The organism is Actinopolymorpha sp. B11F2, assembly GCF_040195635.1.
Lineage (GTDB): Bacteria > Actinomycetota > Actinomycetes > Propionibacteriales > Actinopolymorphaceae > Thermasporomyces.
On sequence record NZ_JBEFTX010000005.1, the window covers coordinates 386217 to 406337 of the forward strand.

Annotated in this window: 14 protein-coding genes; 3 read left to right on the forward strand and 11 right to left on the reverse strand. The window is 66.9% G+C overall.

What is annotated here, in order from left to right:
• Nucleotides 1-53: 53 nt before the first annotated feature.
• From ABN034_RS12605 to ABN034_RS12630, 6 genes are all read right to left on the reverse strand, one after another.
• Complete coding sequence (locus tag ABN034_RS12605; RefSeq protein ID WP_349691193.1) at nucleotides 54-956, reverse strand: carbohydrate ABC transporter permease; 903 nt, start codon at nucleotides 954-956, stop codon at nucleotides 54-56.
• A gap of 12 nt (nucleotides 957-968) precedes the next feature.
• Complete coding sequence (locus ABN034_RS12610) at nucleotides 969-1859, reverse strand: carbohydrate ABC transporter permease (RefSeq protein WP_349691194.1); 891 nt, start codon at nucleotides 1857-1859, stop codon at nucleotides 969-971.
• Nucleotide 1860: 1 nt separating this feature from the next.
• Entirely contained in the window at nucleotides 1861-3252 is a 1392-nt protein-coding gene (gene ngcE, locus ABN034_RS12615) for an N-acetylglucosamine/diacetylchitobiose ABC transporter substrate-binding protein (protein WP_349691195.1), read from the reverse strand.
• Between the two features lie 204 nt (nucleotides 3253-3456).
• Nucleotides 3457-5520, reverse strand: coding sequence for a hypothetical protein (locus tag ABN034_RS12620; protein WP_349691196.1), 2064 nt, complete (start codon nucleotides 5518-5520; stop codon nucleotides 3457-3459).
• A gap of 95 nt (nucleotides 5521-5615) precedes the next feature.
• Complete coding sequence (locus tag ABN034_RS12625; RefSeq protein WP_349691197.1) at nucleotides 5616-9158, reverse strand: discoidin domain-containing protein; 3543 nt, start codon at nucleotides 9156-9158, stop codon at nucleotides 5616-5618.
• Nucleotides 9159-9939: 781 nt separating this feature from the next.
• Complete coding sequence (locus ABN034_RS12630) at nucleotides 9940-10728, reverse strand: hypothetical protein (RefSeq protein ID WP_349691198.1); 789 nt, start codon at nucleotides 10726-10728, stop codon at nucleotides 9940-9942.
• A 79-nt stretch (nucleotides 10729-10807) separates the two neighbouring features.
• Between ABN034_RS12630 and ABN034_RS12635 the strand changes: the two genes are divergently transcribed.
• From ABN034_RS12635 to ABN034_RS12645, 3 genes are read left to right on the forward strand one after another with little or no spacing between them, the layout of a single operon-like run.
• Entirely contained in the window at nucleotides 10808-11764 is a 957-nt protein-coding gene (locus ABN034_RS12635) for an ABC transporter permease (protein ID WP_349691199.1), read from the forward strand.
• Nucleotides 11765-12649: a carbohydrate ABC transporter permease gene (locus tag ABN034_RS12640; protein WP_349691200.1), complete on the forward strand. Its 885-nt coding sequence runs from the start codon at nucleotides 11765-11767 to the stop codon at nucleotides 12647-12649.
• Between the two features lie 29 nt (nucleotides 12650-12678).
• On the forward strand, nucleotides 12679-14343 hold the full coding sequence (locus tag ABN034_RS12645) for an extracellular solute-binding protein (RefSeq protein ID WP_349691201.1): 1665 nt from the start codon (nucleotides 12679-12681) through the stop codon (nucleotides 14341-14343).
• A gap of 65 nt (nucleotides 14344-14408) precedes the next feature.
• Here the strand turns inward: ABN034_RS12645 and ABN034_RS12650 are convergent, their stop codons facing one another.
• From ABN034_RS12650 to ABN034_RS12670, 5 genes are all read right to left on the reverse strand, one after another.
• Nucleotides 14409-15644, reverse strand: coding sequence for an IS110 family RNA-guided transposase (locus tag ABN034_RS12650; protein ID WP_502879025.1), 1236 nt, complete (start codon nucleotides 15642-15644; stop codon nucleotides 14409-14411).
• 612 nt (nucleotides 15645-16256) lie between these two features.
• A complete protein-coding gene (locus tag ABN034_RS12655; RefSeq protein WP_349691202.1) occupies nucleotides 16257-17216 on the reverse strand; it encodes a BadF/BadG/BcrA/BcrD ATPase family protein in 960 nt (319 codons plus the stop codon).
• Nucleotides 17213-18499, reverse strand: a complete 1287-nt coding sequence (locus tag ABN034_RS12660; RefSeq protein ID WP_349691203.1) for a neutral/alkaline non-lysosomal ceramidase N-terminal domain-containing protein — start codon at nucleotides 18497-18499, stop codon at nucleotides 17213-17215. Before ABN034_RS12660 ends, ABN034_RS12655 begins: the two co-directional genes overlap by 4 nt.
• On the reverse strand, nucleotides 18499-19218 hold the full coding sequence (locus tag ABN034_RS12665) for an N-acetylmannosamine-6-phosphate 2-epimerase (RefSeq protein ID WP_349691218.1): 720 nt from the start codon (nucleotides 19216-19218) through the stop codon (nucleotides 18499-18501). The genes ABN034_RS12660 and ABN034_RS12665 overlap by 1 nt, the downstream gene beginning before the upstream one ends.
• The gene (locus tag ABN034_RS12670; protein WP_349691204.1) at nucleotides 19218-19964 is read right to left on the reverse strand and encodes a GntR family transcriptional regulator; all 747 of its coding nucleotides are present in this window, start codon (nucleotides 19962-19964) and stop codon (nucleotides 19218-19220) included. The genes ABN034_RS12665 and ABN034_RS12670 overlap by 1 nt, the downstream gene beginning before the upstream one ends.
• Nucleotides 19965-20121: the final 157 nt, after the last annotated feature.

A 20121-nucleotide genomic window follows, 5' to 3' on the forward strand; every position in this document is an offset into this window, starting at 1 on the left:
CGGAGTCACATCGACAATGGCATTGGCCACAAGATGCGTTCGCTCCGAGGCCGTCACTTGAGCGCACCCGCGGTCATGCCGGCGCTGATCTGCCGATGGAACGCCAGATATACCGCAAGCACCGGCAGAATCGAGATCGTCAGACCGGCGAACAGCCCCGACCAGTCGGAGTGGTACCCCTGCGTCACGGCGATGTTCGCCAGCCCCTGCGTCACTAGGTAGTGCTTCTCGTCGGTGTTCAATACCAGCGGCAGCAGGTATTCGTTCCACATGCCGAGGAACTGGAAGATGCCGATGCTGACCAGGCCCGGCCGCGCCAGCGGCAGCATGATTCGAAACAGCACACCCCAGTGCGTGCACCCGTCCACCAAAGCCGCCTCGGCGAGCTCGCGGGATTGGGTCCGGAAGAATGCGGTCAGGAAAAACACCGAGAAAGACATTCCATGCGTGGCATAGACAAGTATCAACCCCAGATAGGTGTTGAGCAGGCCGAGATTCTGTACGACGAAGAACAACGGAACCAGCGCGAGAAAGCCTGGAAATACCATCCCGCCGACGAACAAGTAGTAGAGCACCCGGTTGCCGGGGAACTCGAACCGCGCCAGCACGTACGCAACCGCCGACGACAGCAGCAGCGTCAGCACGACGCCGGAACACACGACGATCACGCTGTTCAGGAAGTAGCCGCCGATGTTCGACTGCTGCCAGGCTCGCGAGAAATTGTCCCAGTGCCACGTCGACGGAAGCCTCCATGGGCTGTCGAAAATCTCCCGGTCGGACTTGAACGAGCTCACCACCGTCCACAGCAGTGGGAAGACCACCATCACCGCCCAGAGCGCGACGAACGCCTGCCCGGTCCCGCCCAGGACCAGCTCGACACCGCGACCGCGACGCCGCGCGCTATCGTTGCCTGGCTCGACCGGCATTGCCTTCGGGGGGTCCAGAAGCGTCGCCATCGAACCTTCCATTTAGTATTCGACGCGCTCGCGGCGGGTGAGCCGGAACGCGAGCAGGGTCAGGACAAGGGTGAGCGCAAACAGCGTGACGCCGATCGCGCTGGCATAGCCGAACTGCCCGAACTTGAAAGCGTTCTGGTACATGTACAGCGAGATCACCTGGGTCGCGTTGTCCGGCCCGCCTGGACCGACGGACAAGATGTTGACCAGCCCGAACATGTCGAGCGAGCCGATCACCAGGTAGACCAACGAGACCTGCACGCTCCCCCAGATCAGCGGAAGCGTGAGCCGCCAGAACGACTGCCACTTTCCGGCGCCGTCCAGCAGTGCGGCCTCGTAGAGCTCCGCCGGGATCGCGCTCATCGCGGCGGTGAACAACACGACGTAGAATCCGACACCGCCCCACACCACGACCGCCATGATCGCACCGAGTGCGGTATCGCCATCGCCGAGCCAGGTGTGCCGAAGGCTGTCCAGCCGGATCGCGTCGAGGAAGCCGTTCAACAGCCCGTTGCGCGGCTCGTAGACGAACTGCCACAGCACCGCGACGACGGCGATCGACAGCACACTGGGAAAGAAGTAGACCACTTTGTAGAACCGCGCTCCGTGGACGCTGCCGCGATGGTTGAGCATTGTCGAGAAGAACAACGCCAGCGTGCAGACGATCAGTGGGATGCAAGTGAGCAGGAACAGATTGTGCCGTAGACCGATCCAGAAGTCGCCGTCGTGGAACAACCGGGTGAAGTTGGCGAATCCGGTGTAGTTGTACGTCGGCGACAGCCCCTGCCAGTCCGTCATCGCGATCGAGAACGCCTGTACGTACGGCGAGAGTACGAAGATCGTGTAGAGCGCGAGCGGAAGGACTAGCAGGATGAGGATGAAGCGGTACTTCCCGTGGTGCATGTCAGGAGTGGTACTTCTTGATCGAGGGGTCTTTGGCGGTGTCGTCGGCGATTCTCTGCACTCGCTTGCTCCACTCGTCGGGCGTGATGTCGAGGTTCATCAGCGCCGCCATCGCCTGGTCGAAATTCGCGAGCATCTTGGCGTACCAGAGTCGGAAGTTCCAGTCCTGCACGATGTCGGTGCCGGCGTCGGCGACGACGTTCTCCATCGACGCCATCGCGGACGACAACTGCAGGCCCTCGCTGGCGCCCTTCACCACGGTCATCGAGTTGGTCAGCTTGGTGAAGTTCTGCATCGACTGCTTCGACAAGATGATCCGAAGCAGCTCCAGGCCACCTTGGGGATTCTTCGCCTTGGCAGGCACGATCAACGCGCCACCAGGGCCGCCGCTGACCATGTGGAACGGCACCTTGTCCGTGGCGGCCTGTAGGCCGGGCACCGGCGCGACAGTCATGCCGAGGTCCTTCGGCGCGATGTCGCCGAGCTCGTTCTCGAGCCAGCCGCCGCACGGGATGAACACCGCCTTGCCCTGCGCCCAGTAAGTCTGCGACTGGGTGTGGGTCAGGGCCTGCGATCCCTCCAGGAGATACTTCTTCGACGCCAACTCCTGGTAGCGGGTGGCGGATTCGATGAAGGCCGGGTGCCGCCACGCGTTCGGCTCCAGATTGTCGACAGCCGCGCGGATCGACGGCCCGGCGGCCTTATACGCGGTCCACAGCAGCGGGACGGACAGGTAGCCCGGGAACTTGCCTTGGTACGTCCACGGAGCGACACCGGTCTTCTTGATCTCCGTGCAGAGGGCCAACATCTGGTCCCAGTCCTTCGGATATTCCCAGCCGTGCTTGTCCATCAGCGGCTTGGAGTACCAGATTCCGCCGACTCCGAACACGTAGGCCATCTGGTACTTCTTTCCGTCGTACCGCCCGGTCTCGGCGACACCCGGCAGCAGTGTCTGCGCGACGGTCTTGCCTCGTTGGTCGAATGCTGGCGCGGACAGGAGGGAGCTGATCTCCAGCAGCTGGTTCTGCGCAGCCAGCGCGGCGCCGTCCAAGCCGACGTTCTCGATCAGGTCCGGCGGGTTGCCCTGGACGAACCTCGGCTGCAGTTGCTGCTGCAGCTGTTGCCCGCTGGACAGCTTGACCTTCGCCTTCGGGAACTCCTTGCGGTACAGGTCCAACGGAAGAGTGGTCCACTCCTTGCCGTAGCCGCCGTCGAAGTTGAAGAACTCCAACGGCGCCGACGGGTCCACCTTGATCGATCCGGAGGCGGTCGGCGCCACTGCCGGAGCTCCGGACTTGGCAGGCTGGGCGCAGGACGCGACCAAGCCCGCCGCGGGGGCCGCCACAGCGAAGCGGAGAAGCGTCCGACGATCGACGGTGCCGCAAGTGCTCATTACTTGTGTCCTGTCTGGAGTAAGAAGACGATCGAGGCGTGTCAGCTATGCATATGCCTGCGAGACCACCATTGGAAGAGGGTCCGGAATTGCGGAGTAGACCACTTCGGCTCACTGGTCGGCGGCAGTGTCGCGACCTGTTACCTCGACGGTCCCGAGGTCGCGATACTCGACCGCGGGTAGACCTCCATCGGCGTGGACGGCCTAGTCGAAGTCCTCGTCGAGCCGTTCTGCGAGCATGCCGCGGAGGAGCTGTCTGGACAGGTTCTTGTCTGGTATGACACGGCTGGCCTCGGCCCACAGTGACGACTGGGATTGGCGGAGGGCGAGGGTGGCGGTGGTCCATGCCGGTGCCCACCCGAGTTCGATGCACCAGGCGCCCCAGCCGAGGTCGCCTGAGCTGCCCCAGTAGTCCCACCGCTGGAAGTCGAAGGATCGCAGCCAGGTGCCATCCAGCCAGGGTTGGTCGCTGCGGGTCTGGATCCGTACGAGGTAGTCGGCGAGCCGGTCGGTGGGTTCGCGCAGTGTGGGGTCGCCGGTGGCGGCGATCGCTTCGTGGAGGCCGAGGAGCGCGAACCCGGTGGTGTAGAGCTGGTCGCTTGCCGGGTCGCCGGTCCGTTGGATGATGGGCGATTCGGTGACGCCGTACTCCTCGTTGGTCTGCGGCACCTTGAAGATCGCCAGTCCGCCTGCCTCCAGCTCGGGCAGCGCTCCGCTGGGGTGTTGGTGGCGGAGCAGGTCGGTGGCGATCTCGTGCAGCCAGCCGCGATGTCGTGGGGTGTCGTCGACCCGGACCAGCCAGGCCAGCGGCAGCAGCATCCTGGCTCGCTCGGTGGTGTCGTTGCGTCGCCAGCCGGTCGGTCCGGTGCTCATCATCGAGGCGAGCGCGGTCGTCGTACGTTCCAGGAATGGCCGGTATCCGGTGGTCGCATAGGCCCACAGGTAGCAGGCCCAGAGGTACGCCTCGAAATGCGGGGACGGGTTGTCGAGGGCGGCGTCGAAGTAGGCTCGCCAGCCGCGGCTGGTCAACTCGGGCATGTCGATCCGGTCACCGCGAAATCCGCTGCGGCCGGTGGTGCGGAAGTTCGCCAGGACGGCTTTCAGGATCGGTTCGGTCCATCGGGTGGGGTTGCGTCGGGCGCTTGCCAGCAGGCAGCCGAGCAGGACCCGGGCGTTGTCGTCGCCGTAGTTCGCGATCTCCCAGTCCGGATGCCCCACCCCCCAAGAGATCAGTCCGTACGACGGATGGTCGGCGTCAGCGCGGTCGCCGGCGCACATTCCGGACGACCGGAACAGGTAGTCGAGCAGGTTGTCCGCGGCAGTGCCGGCTTGTGAGACCGCGAGCACCATCGCGGTCTCCGCTGTGGAGTCCGCGCGCAGTGGTAGCCGGCATCGCTGGGTCCCGTCGGGTTGGATCTGTGACTCGAAGCCTTCGAGTACACCGTTGCTGCCGTCGCCGGCGTCGAGTGGCAGCCGGTCCGGCGGTATGGCCTCGGCGTTCTGATCGAGCCCGGTGCGAACCGCCTGATTGCCAGCCTTGGTGAGCAGCACGTGTGAGGCGAGGTGCCATTGGCAGGCCCGCTCGACCGCTGTTCCTTCGGCGTCCGCCTCGAGCTGGGTGTGAGGCTGGTGGGTGGGGGAGACGACGGGCGTCCAGGTCAGGGTGGGCGGGCCGTCGGGTAGCAGCCGGTCGAGGATCCCGCTCCACAGCTGCGTCCATCGAGCGGTGGGGGCGTACCGGCCGGTGCGGAAGCCACTGAGCTTGGTGGACGCGACCAGGACGCCTGGTTGGCCGGAGAGTTCGAACAGCGCCGGGTAGGCGGACGCCGGGACACCGAAGTCTGCGCGGTCGTAGCCGGCGATCCGGGCGATGACCAGCAGTGGTCGTTGGTGGTTTGTCGGCAGGAACACACAAGCATGTGCACTCAATAGGCTGGCCGCCGGCAGCGCCGGGCCGAAGGTCTCGTCGGTGACGACCAGGCGCTCCCACTGGGCGGTCCGCGGCTCGCCGAAGGACACCGCTGGCAGGTCGTGGGGGAACTCCACGTACATCCGCAACCCTTTGGCAGCGGCGAGTTCGAGCACCTCGACCGGCATCTCGGTACGCCGGTGCGGGTAGCCGTCGGCGAGCACCAGGACCGTGCCCTGCGGCTCGGCCCGCTCGACCGCCTCAGCGACGTCCGGCACCCTCCGTGCCTCGCCGCCCCCGTCGAGGAATGCGCGGTACAGGTCGTTGTCCGGTACGCAACAAAACGTCGGCGTCGTCATGGCGACCACCATGGCCAGCCGTCATAGCGGCTGTACAGCACCCCGACTAGACCACTTCCCGCCCCCACGGACCTGCCTCGCTCCACGGCGGATCCTCACCGCCCGAAGACCTCCAACTCATCGACGAAGATGTAGTCGGCGAACCAGCCATCGCTCTTGATCGCCCGGAATCGCACGTACCGGGCCGACACTCCACTCAGTGGTGCCTCGAACCATCGGTTGGTAGGTTCGGCGGTCATCGCCCGCTCGGTGAAGGTCTTCCCGTCGTCGCTGGTCAACACCGTCACGGCATCTGGTCGGTAGTTGTGCTCGCCGTCGTTGTACGCCCGGAACCGGGCGAGGCTCAGCGAGCGTGGCGTACCGAGGTCGAAGTCGATGTCCGCGGTCAGCGTCTGTCCTGGCCGAAGGTGGTAGGCCCACGACCTGCCGTCGCTGTAATGGCCCGCGAGCACGCCGTCGGTCGACTCGATCCCGGTGCTGTCTGGATAGCTCGGGTCCAGCTCGGCGGTGCTGCGCTGGTACGTCGAGCCGGTGACCAGGTTGGTCGGCGACCGGGACAGGTCACCGAGCACCGCGATCTCATCCAGGAACAGATAGTCGGCGAAGCTGCCCTCCCGCTTGGTGACCTCGACCTGAACCGCGGTGACCAGTTGCTCGTCGAAGCCGATGTCGTACCAACCGCCGCTGGCCCAGGCAAGCTCGCCAACCGGGCGGAATTCACCGCCGATCGGCTTGACCCGCACCCGGACACGATCCGGGGCGTACTGGTGTACGCCGTCGGCGTACTGCTTCACCTGAACTTCGCGCACCGCCTTTGGCCCGTTCAGGTCGACGGTGACGGTGACGGTGCGGGACTCGCCCGGGTTGAGGTAGTAGCCGTAGCTCCGGCCGTCGGAGTAGTGCCCGCCGATCTCGCCGTCGGTGGACTCGCGGTTTCCCCTGTCGGGATAGTCGGGATCGTCAGGCTCGGCCGACTTGGCATAACGCTGCCCCTCGGCCACATTGCTGAGCCAGCCGTCGCCCGGTCCGTACGCCTCGATCTCGTCGAGGAACACCATGTCGGCAAGATCGCCGTAGTCCTTGGTGAAGCTGACCTTGAGGTAGCGGGCCTCGGACACGGGAAAGCGCGCGTCGTACCAGAGACCGTCGGAACCGTTGGCTATCGACAGACCGGCCTTCCGCTGATAGGTCGAGCCGTCGGCACTTACCGCGATGGTGACCCGATCCGGGGCGTACCGGAAGCGCTCGAACTCCTCGTAGCGATGCACCCGGATCTGGTCGAATCGTCGTACGGTGCCGAGATCGACCACGACGTCGACGGTTCGCGTGCTCCCGGAGGCGACGTCGTAGGCGTACGACCTGGCGTCGCTGTAGTGGCCGGCGAGCACGCCGTCGGTGGACTCCCGATCGCCTGCGTCGGGATAGGCGGCGACCGGATCCGGTTTCGTGTACGGGCGGCCACCGGCGAGGTTCGGCCGCGCCAGTGGCGCGCCACTGACCTGCAGCGCGGAAAGCTGGTAGCTGTCGCCGGTCGCCAGGACCCTCAGGTAGCTGGCTTTGGCGTTCAGACCGGCGAGATCGATGCTGCCGTCCTTGGTTTGGACGTGGTCGGCGGTGGCCCAGTGATCGCCGTCGTAGGAGGTCTCGATCCGGTACGACGACGGGCGGCCACTCCAGCGCAGCTGGACGGCGTCGACCTGGATCTGCCGGCCGAGGTCGACCTGGATCCACTGTTCGCCGGTCTGGTCGACCGCGGGTCGCCAGCCAGTGATAGTCGGATCGCCGTCGATGGCGGCCGCGGCTGGGTGGTCGGGCGCCGCGCTGGAGGCGGTGGCGGTTGCGCCGCGGGCCAGGTCATGTGGCACGGCCTCGCCGGCGGCGGCGTGCACCAGCAGGGTGCGGATCCTGGCCATGTAGCCGGTGTCGCGGGAATATCGGTTGGCGGTGGTGACCAATGTGCGTGCGATGTCGCGGGCCAGGCCGGGATCGCGGTTGCCGACGATCTCGAGCAGCTCGCGGTCCTCCAGCCCGTCGCGCAACGACTCGAGGCGAACCGTGTACTTGAGTGTGTTGTTCTCGGGATCGGGCTTGGTGATCCACCCGTCGCCGCGGACCTCCTGGTCGTCCATCCGGTACTGCCAGTTGTTGAATGCCCAGTGCAGGTAGCCGGACAGGTTGCGGCTGTACGCGTACCACATCGTCGACCGCTGGTGCCAGACCGGCTGGTCGATGAACCGGTTCAGGTAGTTGTGCGTCGGAACGTTGCAGTTGTAGAGCCAGACCTGCTTGCCGGCGGCGACCTGGGCGGAATAGAAGTCCTCGTGTTCGTTGAGGGTCAGCTCGTTGGGGATCAGGAAGTCCTGGTGCGGCGCGACCTGCTCGACGCTGCCCCAGTCGACTATCGCGTCCGACAGCTTCACGTCGGGCCAGAGCTCGCGGTAGCGCTTGGCCAGACCGAGGTGCATCCGCACGTTTTCCGTGCCGCTCGGCTCATCGCCGACGTGCATCCACCACTGGGCCGACCAGCCATTGGCGCGGACGTGATCGCGAAGCGCCGGGACGAACTGGTCGACGAAGTTCGCCGCCTTGTCACCGTCCCACTCGGCGTATCCCCGGACCGCCTTGCCTTTGTCATCACGATCGATGATCTCCAATCGGGGGTACGGGACACCGCGCACGTTCGGCCCGGCCATCCAGAATCCCTCCAACTGCTTGACCACACCGCGGTCGCGGAAGAACTCGACGAACTCGTCGAACAGCGACCAGTCGAAGTCGTAGCGGCCAGCCGCATCGACAGTGGTGCCGCCACCGATCAGAAGCTGGAGCATGTTCACCGGCAGGTTGTTGTGCCGGTTTTCTCGCATCGATGTAGCGAACTCTTCCATCAGCTGCCACCACTGTGGGCTGAGTCGTTTGTAGCCGTAAAACAGCCCGATGGTGTCGCCGGCCCCTTCGTCCCACGACAGCGAGCCATACTGGAGCATCCAGAGGTCAGTGGTGAAGCTGCTCTGGCCAGCGTTTGGAATGGTCACCCCCGCCACCGTCAAGGTGATCGGCACAGTGTGGTTGCCGAGGCTGGTCACCAACGTCGCCATGCCGCGGTAGGTGCCGGGTCGGGTGGCCTTCGGGACATACGCGCGGACCCGGACGGGTTGGGTGGTGTTCGCCTCGACGCTCATGGATCGCTCGTTGGACAACGCGTCGGGATACATTCCCGGTGCCTTGCGGATCGGGTTGCTGATCGGCTGGCGACCGGCGAACGTGGAGTTCGCCTTGATGTACTCGTATTCGACGAAGCGGTAGTCGAGGTTGTCCGTGTCGATGGTGCCGGCTTCACTAGTCAGCGGACTGAACCTGACCTCGCTGATTTCGAACGCCCTGGTCTTGCGGACCATGATCTGGCCAGACTCGAACTCGTTGCGGGCGGCCACCATGGACAGTGAGCGAGACGCCTCTGGTGGCGGAACATCGTCGGCGAACACATTCTGGTACGCGTCCTGAGTCCAGACGCTGCTCAGCACGGCGTCACCACCCTCGGTGGGCTTCTTGGCCGAGGCGGCCGGCTCCGGTGAGAGCGCGCCAGTGAGAGCAAGAGCGAGGGCGACTCCTAGGGCGAGCTTCCGCGACGTGCGTAGCATGATGACCTCCCAGTGACAGCGCGCCATCAGGACTATCGGTGCGTCGCCGCGCGGAGTAAAGCAAGCTGACTAGACCACTTGTCGGTCGACGGAGCGATTTCGCATCGTTGACATGGGCAGCGCTCCGTCCTCGATACCTCTCCGGCTCTCGAGGATCGGGTCAGTTCTTCTGGCAACAAGTCGTCGCACCATCGACCCCTATGTGGCCGACGTTCGCAGCAGCGCGTCGACGCCATCACCGCCGTGCCGGAAGCCGTCGCCCTGCCACCTGCTCGGTCCTGGAAGTCCGGACGCGTGGTCATCACGCTGCCCGGAGGTGGTCGTGCAGCAACGTGCGTGACGGTTCGTCCCAGGCAGCTAGCACGTCGGCGGCGCGCGTGGCCAGCGCGTTCGCCGCTGCCGACCGGCTGGCAGCCAGCCGGTCATGGATCGCTGGTAGCTCGACCAGCCGCGCGGCGATCCACTCTAGGTCGCCCGGTCCGAGCCGCCCCCCGGTCGAGCAGGTCGCGGAAGGTCCGCGGTAATGCCGCGGGTCCGGCGCTGAAGTAGCTCTTGTGCCGCAAGTGCACGGCGTGCAGCGTGCACAGATCCGCCAGGTCTGACTCGGACGCGTCCGCGCCGAGCAGTTCGCGCCGCAGTACCGGCCAGAACTCGTCCAGCTCCAGCTAGGGATCCCGCCGGAAGACCCGGACGGCGATCCGGGACCGCCACCAGCAGATCGTCGTACGGGTTCACGGAGCGCTGAGGTGCCGCAGCCCGAACGGCCGCGGCGCGCGTCCGATCACCGCCGGCTCGCCCATCTCGCCGCGCTCCGGGGTGTAGGTGAAGAACTCCAACGGCGGCAGGTAGCTGTCGATCCCGCGGCCGGTGACCAGCCGGCACGACCGCCGAACCTGGCCGGGTCGCCGGTCATCATCGAGTAGTCCGCGTAGAACGTGTACGCGGCCCTGCCGATCAGCCAATCGTCGAGCTCGGTGCTGTGCGAGGTGAATACCAGCCGCCAGCGGTCGTCGTACCAGCTGGTCCGGCCGAGGTCGGTGCGGAAGTAGTGCGGGTAGACCACTACCTCGCCGTCGGGATGCCCGGCCGAGTAGTCCGCTGAGATCTCCCGGACCAGCTCGAACTCCAGCGCGTGGTGGTTGCCGGGACCGCTGCCTAGCTTCAGGTCCGACGACTCGATCAGCAGCCCGTCGGCGTTCGGGTAGAAGTCGTCGTACAGCTCCTTTACGTACTCGGCGACGAGTCGCCGCGATTCCGCCAGCGCCGGATTCAGCGCATAGCCCCAGCAATGGATGCCCTGCGACTCCAGGTACTTGCCGTTGGCACCGAACGCCTTCAGCCGCGGGTGCTGGACGGCGTACTGGTTGATGCCGTCGAAGTCGAACGGAACGAACCCGAGCAGGGTACGGCTGCCGAGCGTGTGCCCGTAGTCGATCAGTCCGGCGACGAAGTCGTGCTCGATGTTGTGGTGCCCGCGGTTGTGCCGCCAGGTGACCGGGTACCGCCGGGAACGGAACCCGCCGCCGATCCACAGTGCGCCGCGCGACCCGCCCACACCGGAGCCAGCCACCCGCAAGTGGTCTACTCGGATCGATTGCCTGGCCAGATCGCCCAGGAACACGATGGGGCTCGTGCGAGAGGAGTCCGTCGTGACTGCAGGCGCCACCCGTGCCGCGACTTTGCCGGCGACCCGAGCCATACGGCGGTCGGGCCGGCGTGCGCTGGTCCTGCGGCACTGGCGGATGTATCTGTTCGTGCTGCCCGGGCTGGTCTTCTTCGTGCTGTTCGCGTACGTACCGATGCTGGGCAACGTCGCTGCGTTCCAGGAGTACTCGCCGTTTCTCGGGTTTGCAGGGAGTCCGTGGGTCGGGCTGGACAACTTCAGCCGGCTGCTGTCCGACCCCGATGTCGCGCACGCGGTGGTGAACACCCTGCAGCTGTCGCTGCTGCAGATCATGTTCGCGTTCCCGGCGCCGATCGCGCTGGCACTGCTGCTGAACTCACTGATCTCGCCGGCGGTGAAGCGCTGGGTGCAGTCGATCGTGTATCTGCCGCACTTCATCTCCTGGGTGATCGTCATCTCGATCTGGCAACAGATTCTCGGTGGCGCCGGGGTCGTGGCCGACCTATTCCGCCGACTCGGGGCCGAGAACGTCAACATCATGAGCAACCCGGAGACGTTCCCGCTGTTGGTCACCTCGCAGGTGATCTGGAAGGACTCCGGCTGGGGCACGATCATCTTCTTCGCCGCGCTGACCACGATCCCGAACGAGCTGTACGAGAGCGCCGCGACCGACGGCGCCAACGCCTGGCAGCGGATCGTGCACATCACCCTGCCGGGGCTGCTGCCGGTGACCATGCTGCTGCTGGTGCTGAGACTCGGCGACGTGCTGACCGTCGGGTTCGAGCAGATCTACCTGCAGTACAGCTCGGTGGGCGCCGACGCCGCCGAGGTGCTCGACACCTTCGTGTACTTCCGTGGCGTGGTCGGCGCCGACTGGGGGTTCTCCACGGCGGTCGGTCTGGTCAAGGGTGTCGTCGGAACCGTGCTGGTGCTCGGGGCCAACGCCCTGAGCAAGCGTTTCGGGCACGAGGGGTTGTTCTAGGTGGCCCGGCACACGCGCCCGGTCTGGATGGGGCGACCGTCGGTTCTGGTACGAACGGCCAAGCTGATCGTGGTGCTGGCGATCAGCGCGCTGATGCTCTACCCGTTCTGGAACGTCATCGCGGTGTCACTGGCCGAGTCCGCCGACGTCCGGTACGGCGGCCTGCTTCCGCGAGCATGGAGCCTGGACGCGTACCAGTCGATCATACGCGGCGGCATCGTCAGCCGGGCGCTGCTGGTGTCGGCCGGCATCACGGTCGTCGGCACCGCGCTGTCGGTGATCAGCACCAGCATGATGGCCTATGGGCTGACCCGCACCCGGGACCTGCCGGGCCTGCGCGCCGTGCTCTACCTGGCGTTGTTCACGATGCTGTTCGGCGCCGGGATGATCCCGAACTTCCTGCTCATCAAGAACCTCGGACTGCTCGACAGCTACGCCGCACTGATCCTGCCCGGACTAGTCAGCGCCTTCAACCTCGTCGTGCTGCGCAACTTCTTTCTCCAGATCCCGCGCGAGCTGCTGGAGGCGGCACGGATCGACGGCTGCAACGACCGGCAGGTCTACACCGGCATCGTGCTGCCGCTGTCGAAGGCCGTGCACGCCGTGATCGCGCTGTTCTACGCCGTCGGCTACTGGAACTCGTTCTTCAACGCGCTGCTGTATATCAACGACACCAGCAAGTGGCCGATCCAGCTGGTGCTGAACCTGTACGTGATCCAGGGCTCGCCGATCCCGCAGGTGGACAACCCGAACCAGGTGATCCCGGAACCGCAGTCGGTGCAGATGGCGGTCGTCGTACTGGCCGTGCTGCCGATCCTGCTGGTCTACCCATTCCTCCAGAAGTACTTCACCAAGGGCGTGCTGACCGGCGCCATCAAAGGCTGAACCGTCCGAATCTCCCAGGAGGTACCACAATGTCTGACACCCGATCGTCCGTGCTGAGCCGACGCCTGCTGCTGCAGGCCGGGGCCGCGGGGACAGCCCCTCTCGTCGTACCGGGGTGCAGCGGATCGTCCGGCAGTTCCGGCGTCAAGGCCGGCAAAGGCGCGATCGAGCTGCCGAAGCACCTCCCGGCGCCGGCGGTTCCGGGTGAGATCAAGGCGAAGCACGCCGGACTGCCGAACGCCTACGCCCGAGTCCCGCAGCCGCTACGCAAGGCGTGGCCGAACAAACCCGGCGACGGCGGCTCGATGTCAATGTTCACCATCATCTGGGGTCCGCCCGCGCCTCCGCCGGAGAAGAACCCGTTCTGGCAGCGGCTGAACGACAAGCTCGGGCTCGAACTGAAGATGATCTGGGGCCCGTCGGACTCGTACGAGTCGAAGCTGGCGACCCTGCTCGCCAGCGGCAACCTGCCGGACGTGACTGCGCTGCTGCCGAATCCGACCAGTGACAAGGCGCTGCGGCAGGGGGCGTTCGCGGACCTCAGCGAGTTCCTGTCCGGCGACAAGATGAAGAGCTACCCGAACCTGTCAAACAACACGCCGGAGCAGGCATGGAAGGTCACCCTCATCGACGGCCGGGTGATGGGCGTGACCAATCCGGTGCCGGCGGTGGACACGGTGTTCCCGTACCGCGGCGACTGGGCGGCGAAGATCGGCTTCACCAAGCCACCCGCGAACGCCAGCGAGCTGAAGGAGTTCTTCACCGCGATCCCGAAGGCGATCGGCACGGTCAACGGCCACACGCCGTACGGCATCGGCGCCTTCCCCGGTCCAGTGATGGGATTGGTGAACGCGATGTTTCGGGCCGGCCCGGAGTGGCGCGAAGACGGTGGGACGCTGGTGAACCGGCTGGACACTCCGGAATACGAGGCGGCGATCGCCTGGTGCCGGGAGGTCTGGGCCGGCGGTGGTTTCCACCCGGACGCGCTGGCCCTGGACGCCCAGGAGATCAAGGCGATCGGGATGTTCGAGTCCGGGCTGCTCGGGATCATGAAGAGCGGGCTGATGTACCCGTTCACGGTGAGCTCACCGCTGTACGGCATCCGGCAGAAGAACCCCGGCATTGTCCCGCTGCTGCCGCCCGGGCACGACGGGGGGAAGGCCGCCTGGGTGAAGACGACGGGCTGGTTCTCCCGCTGGGGGATCTCGGCGAAGTCGGCGAAGAACCCGTCCCGGGTGGAGGCGATCCTGCGCTGCCTGGACTTCCTGAACGCCTCATTCGGGACCGAGGAGTACATGTTCAACCGGTTCGGCATCGAAGGCCGGCACTACAACTACAACGCAAAGGGCGAGCCGATCCCGGTCGACGACGGGAACCTGCAGAGTGAGTTGGCCGGGCTCGGTCAGTACCCGCATGGGTACTACTTCCCAGGCAACCCGAACGGGCACAAGGAGGCGCTGGCGTACGCCGAGTCGATGATGGACGGCGCGGTGGACGACCCGATCGCCAGCCTTTCGTCGTCGGTGGCGGACCGAGTCGGCGGAGTACTGGAGAAGGTCACCACCGACTACGTCAACCAGATCGTCACCGGCCGCCGCCCGATGAGCGACCTCGCCACGTGCCGGGCGGAGTGGCACAAACGCGGCGGCGACCAACTCAAGGCCGACCTCGAGAAACAACTCTCCATCCGCTGACCCCCAGTGAGCAATGAACGATCGTGGCTGGGGATCGGGCGCGGGGGGTGTCTCTATGGCGGCTGTCAAGCCGCCGTGGTCTGTGGGGTTGGGTTTCGGCTGCTCGGCGGCTGGTAGGGCTTGCGGTCGCGGATCATGGCGAACATGACGTCGATGCGGCGGCGGGCGAGGCAGATCAGGGCGGCGTTGTGTCGTTTGCCTTCGGCTCGTTTGCGGTCGTAGTAGGCGCGGCTTTCGTGGTCGGCGAGACTGGCGAATGCCGACAAGAACAGCGCTGACTTGAGGGTGTGGTTTCCGCGTTGGGAGCGGGTTTCGCCCTTGATTGAGGAGCCGGATCGGCGGGTGATCGGGGCCAGGCCGGCGTAGGCGGCCAGGTGTGCGGCGGTGCGGAACGCTGAGGCATCGCCGACGATGACCAGCAGGATGATGGCGGTCCTGATCCCGACGCCTGGCATCGAGGTCAGGACCTGTCCAAGAGGGTGGGCCTCCAGGCGGGACTCGAGGTCGGCGGCGAGGGAGGTCCTCTCGGCGAGAACGTCGCGCAGCTGGCCGGCGACGCCGGCGATGACGCGTCCGAACTCGGTGGTGCCCGGGACGGTCACCGTCTGGGCATCCAGAGCGGTGAGGATCTGCGCGGGCAGGGTCTTGGCCAGTCGGGGTGAACGGACGGTCATAGCGGCCGTGACGCCGTCGACGCCGAGCGAGTGTAGGGCGTCCGGGGTGGCGGCGACGGTGAGTAGGTCAAGGACCCCACCACGGTGGATGTGCTTGCCCAGAAGGCGTTCCAGGGCCGGGTGGACGTTGAGCAGTGCGTCGCGGAGCCGGTTGGTCAGCCGCGTGGACTGTGCGGCCAGGTCCGCGTCATAGCCGGCGAGAACCCCGAGCCCGGCCAGTGTCTCGTCCTCGCCGCGGATCCGGCGCAGAGTGTGCGGCATCGTGCGTGCCGCGTCGGCGATGACGTAGGCGTCGCGGGCGTCGGTCTTGGTCTGTCCGGGGTGCAGGTCGGCGATCCGGCGCATCGCCAGCCCGGGCAGATAGGCCACCTCGATGCCCAGGTCACGAGCGACCGCGATGGGCAGCGCTCCGATCGAGGCCGGCTGGTCCACCACCACCAGCACCCTGCCGTGAGTGCTGAGCTCGCCGAACACGCTGCCCAGAGCAGCCTCGTCATTGGGCAGGGCCCGGTCGTATAGCCGCCGTCCGCCCGGGTCCAGCGCGACGGCGTGGTGCTCACCCTTGCCAACGTCCAGGCCGCAGAACACACCGAACGGCTCCACGGCAGACTTGTCGGAGTTCGACAACGAAGGTCTCCTCGCTTCAAGTGCCAGGCCGACCAGGACACCCGCGCCGGCAGCCACGTTACGAACAGACCTTCACGATCAAGGCCAGGTCTCTATCAGCGGTCACTGGCATCCGCCAGCCCAGGTGACAACACCCCCCCAGATCATCGACGACAGGGGCAGCCAGTCATGCCTGAACCGGTGGCCTGCAGCCCCAACCTGGAGCCACGAAGAAGGTAACGGGGCGAGGATGTGCCCAAGGATCCGGTGACGGCGCAGGGCGTCGAGGTCGGTGACGATGCGATGCGGTGAAGCGATGACGCATCGTCGGGGTGTGACGACCTCGCTCCGGCCGGTGTCGCCCGGGAGCTTCGGCAGCCGCCTCCGCAATCGGACGCATTGCTCGAGTAAGGGTGCCACCGTTCCTTGCCTATGGCGCCGTCACGCGACGGATCGGGGACATAGAGGAAGAGTCATGGAACCGCTCCCGGAACCCCTCTGCGGCGGCCTGGGCGCCTGGCTCACATCGATCAGCCGGAATCGAGGCCCCGGAAACCTCGCCCTCCGCATATGTCTACATAGAAGCGACGCGGTTGCGCAGCAGGTGCGGCATCGTGATCCGACGGTCGTGGATCAGGGACCGTAGACCTCCACGAGGCCCGGCGCCGGCGCCAGCTCGGCGATTGTGCTGAGGATTATGGCGCCGTCGAGTCCGGATCCCTCGGGCGCCCGCACGGTGACATCTGTGCAGAGTTCCTTGATACGCGCCGTGACCAACGTGCGGTACGAAGGATCAGTCAGCACTGAGCCCGACCACGATACGTCCACTGTCTCCATAGGCTCGTCGCCAGCCGATCGCAGGGCACACACAGCGGCGCAGACTGTGCGAGCAAGCTCTCCCGCCGCGAGCGCGCTGATCTGGATGGCCGTCGGGTCACCCCCGGCAGCGAGGCGGAGCACGTCGCGGGCGAACGCGGCGATTCGCGCGGTGCCGTCCTCCACGATCGCGCCGGACCAGGCGACCACCGGGCCGAAGCGCCTGCGGCCCGCGTCGAGCAGCGGAGCAGCGAGCTCGCCAAGATCGTGCTGGCGAGCCGCCTCGCGCAGGCCGACGAGTCCGAGATGGTAACCCCCGCCGCGGTCCCCCAGAGCGGAACCGTGACCGTCCAGCGGTGGGAGCCACCGGCCGGTCGACGTACGGGCGAAGACCACGACGCCGGTGCCCACGGCGGCGACCACACCGGGGCGACCACCGAGGGCGCCGAGGTGGGCGGTAAGTCCGTCGTGAGCCAGGACCACCCTGCGTGCCGACGTACGGGCCAGAAGGATCGCGGCCAGCTCGGCATTCTGGTCCCGGTGACGCGACAGACCGGTGGTACCGACCACGACCGTGTCCACCGCGGCGTCATCGACATCTCGGAGGAGGGTGCCACAAAGTCCAGTGAAGACTTTGGCGGTCCGGTGCAGCGTGTCGGCGTCGACGACCAGACCCACGCCGCCAGCGCTGGCGGTGCGTACCGTGGTGCCCCGAACTAGCCGCGCCCTGGTTCCGCTCTGCCCCGCGTCGATCGCCAGGACGACCTGTCCCGTCATGACGTCGTCCCGTGTCGGACCGGCCCGCCGGATTGTCGGCCCAGCAGGCGGGTGGCCGCGTCGACGAGTGTGCCGCCTGCTGTGTCCGGCAGCCAGCTGTTCGCGCGTTCGTACGCCTCTGCCGGCGTCTCCGGGCGGACAGCGTAGCCGTGGTAGTCGTTCGCGTAGCACGCCAGCATAACGACACCAGGGAACGCGTCGTCCCATCGCGGCCGCCAGGCTGAGAACAGCTCGACGCTCAACCCGACGACGGCCACCGGACCGAAGCGCAGCACCTGCACAGGCAGGCGGAGGTCACGGCCTGCATGGGTGGCCGCGAGCCGCTCCTCCAGCTCCAGCGAGTAGCGCGCCGCGCGGACGGCACGTGACGACGGCCCGGCGGGCATGGCCCCGTGCAGCGCATCTCGTGTCACCTGGGGAGTGGGCCTTCGGCAGCGGACGTTCACGAGCTCGGTGCGGGTGTCGACGGCTGGGTGGGAACGGATCTCCGTGTCGGCCGGTGGGTCGGTTACCAGGGCGGCGAGGTGGTCGGCAGCGACGCCTCCGAGCCGGGCGGCCTCGTCAAAGGTTGCCGCACGGCGCGAGTACCGCGTACTCAGGTCACCGCACGCCCCGTTGAGGAACAGCACGACCGGCGTGCCGAGGCGCTCCCGCAGCGTTTGCCGAGTTGCGTGCACGTAGTCGGCGGAAAACTCGAGGTTGGACTCGTCCAGCACCGTCGGATGGCACGCGTAGTTGGCGACAGCGCCGATCGTCCGCCCGCCGGGGGTGCTCAGCACAGCGACCGCGGCCGGCACCGACACGTCGACCACAGCCGTCACACGGTCGCTGGCCACACCGGACGCCACGCCGGCCCACGCCCGGACAGAGACAGGCTCGGCGTCCCGATGAGCGTCCCGATGAGCGTCCCGAACCGCGCGGGCGATCGTCGCGGCGAGCCTGTCGGCGGTGTCGGCGTCGTAGTACGCGCCGCCGTCATGCAGATCAGCATGTGGCCCGCCGGGGCCCGAGTGGGTGTGCGTGGCCGCCAGGAGGACCTGCTCTGGGCGGAGACCAGGGTCGACCGCGAGGAGGGCTAGCACCCGCTGTCGCAGGGCGGAGGTGACGGCTACCAGGTCGACCGAGACGATCGCGACGGTCGAGCGTCCTTGCCGGACGACGAGGGCGGTCGCGGTGATCGGGTCGTGCGTCCCGACACTGACACCCTCCCGGAACGCGTATCCGCCGAGTGGTACGCCGACCGGAAGGGGGGCGGCGTACGCGACCATGCCGGCGTACAGCATCACGGAGTCCGTCCAGGAACCGGGCCCGCAGAGAGGGCGATCTCGTGCACCAGCCGCTGCGTGATCGCCATCGGGTTGGTGATGGCCGCGCCGATGACCACGGCGTGCGCTCCGGCATCGAGCGCCGTGCGTACCTGCGTGGCAGTCCGGTACCTGCCCTCGGCGAACACCGGGCAGTCCACAGCTGCGGCCAGGTCGGACACCAGCGCGATGTCCGGCTCATCCGGCGGCGACGCCTGGCCGGTGTAGCCGGACAACGTGGTGGCGACCGCATCCGCACCTGCGTCCCGGGCGCGCAGCCCGGCCTCGAGGCAGTCGACGTCGGCGACCACCAGCACTCCCAGCTCAGCCTGGATCGCCTGGATCTGGGCGGCGCAGGTTGACCCGTCCGGCCGAAGGCGCGTCGTCCCATCGATCGCGAGGAGATCGGCGCCGGCGGCTACGACCGGGGCGGCCGCCGCGACCGTCGGGGTGATGAACACGCCGCTCGGATCGCCGATCTTGTGAAGGCCCACGAGCGGCAGCGAAACGGCGGCTCGGATCGCCGCGACGTCGGCGGGCCCGTTGGCCCGGATCGCGCGCGCACCCCCTCGCATGACGGCCTGCGCCATCAACGCCATGGGCGACGGCCCATGTAGCGGACTGCTGACCGGAGCCTGGCACGACACGATCAGCCCGCCGGCCGCGATCGGAAAACGCGAGGTATCCACCGGATCGATCACCCGCTCTGTCGAAGCGACGGCTCGGCCACCGCGCGCGGCCGATGCAGGTCGATCGTCATGGAGAACCTGTCGCCGCGGTAGAGCGCAAAGGCATGTTCGAGAACCCGGCCACGCGCGTCGAGCGAGATGCCGTGTCGCGCAAGGCACGGTTGCGTCTCTGGAATCTCCAGCAGCACGGCGCTCCGGGCGTCCGGCATCGCGGCCTCCAACGTGGACTGCCCAGCGACAAGGTCCACCCCGTAGCGTCCCGCCAGTACGTCGTAGAGCGATCCGGCGAGATCGTCTAGCGTCAGTCCGGGCACATACCGATCCGGGATGGACGTCCGCTCCAGTGCCATCGGAATGCCGTCCGCGAGTCGCAGTCGAACGATGCTGAGCACAAGGTCGCCGGCCGGGATCCGGAGCGTCCGGCTGAGCTGGTGGTCCGCGCGGCGCCGGCGGAGCTCGATGGTCCGGGACGTCGCCGTCAACCCCCGCCGCTGCATCTCCTCGGTGAACGACGCCATGACAAGCCGGCGCGCGATCTTCGGCCGCGTCGTGTAGGTGCCGGAGCCCTGTCGCTTGACCAGGAACCCGTCCTCGACCAGCTCACCCATCGCTCGACGCAACGTCATCCGGGCCACACCCCAGCGCTGGGCCAGGTCGCGCTCTGGCGGCAGCATCGACCCTTCTGGCAGCTCGTCGACGAGCGACAGGAGCCGTGTCCTGATCTCGGCGACCCGCCCTGTCACGAGGCTGTTCATGGGACTCCCCTCCAATCGGTCGCGCCGGCGCGCCGACAACCGGCTCCTGCCAGGGTCGCTGATCCAAGTCCGGACGGCCAGCCTGGCAACGATTCCGGGTAGACCAATTCTGGTGCTACGCACCTGTAACACGCCGCCGTGGCGCCGATTTTGCACC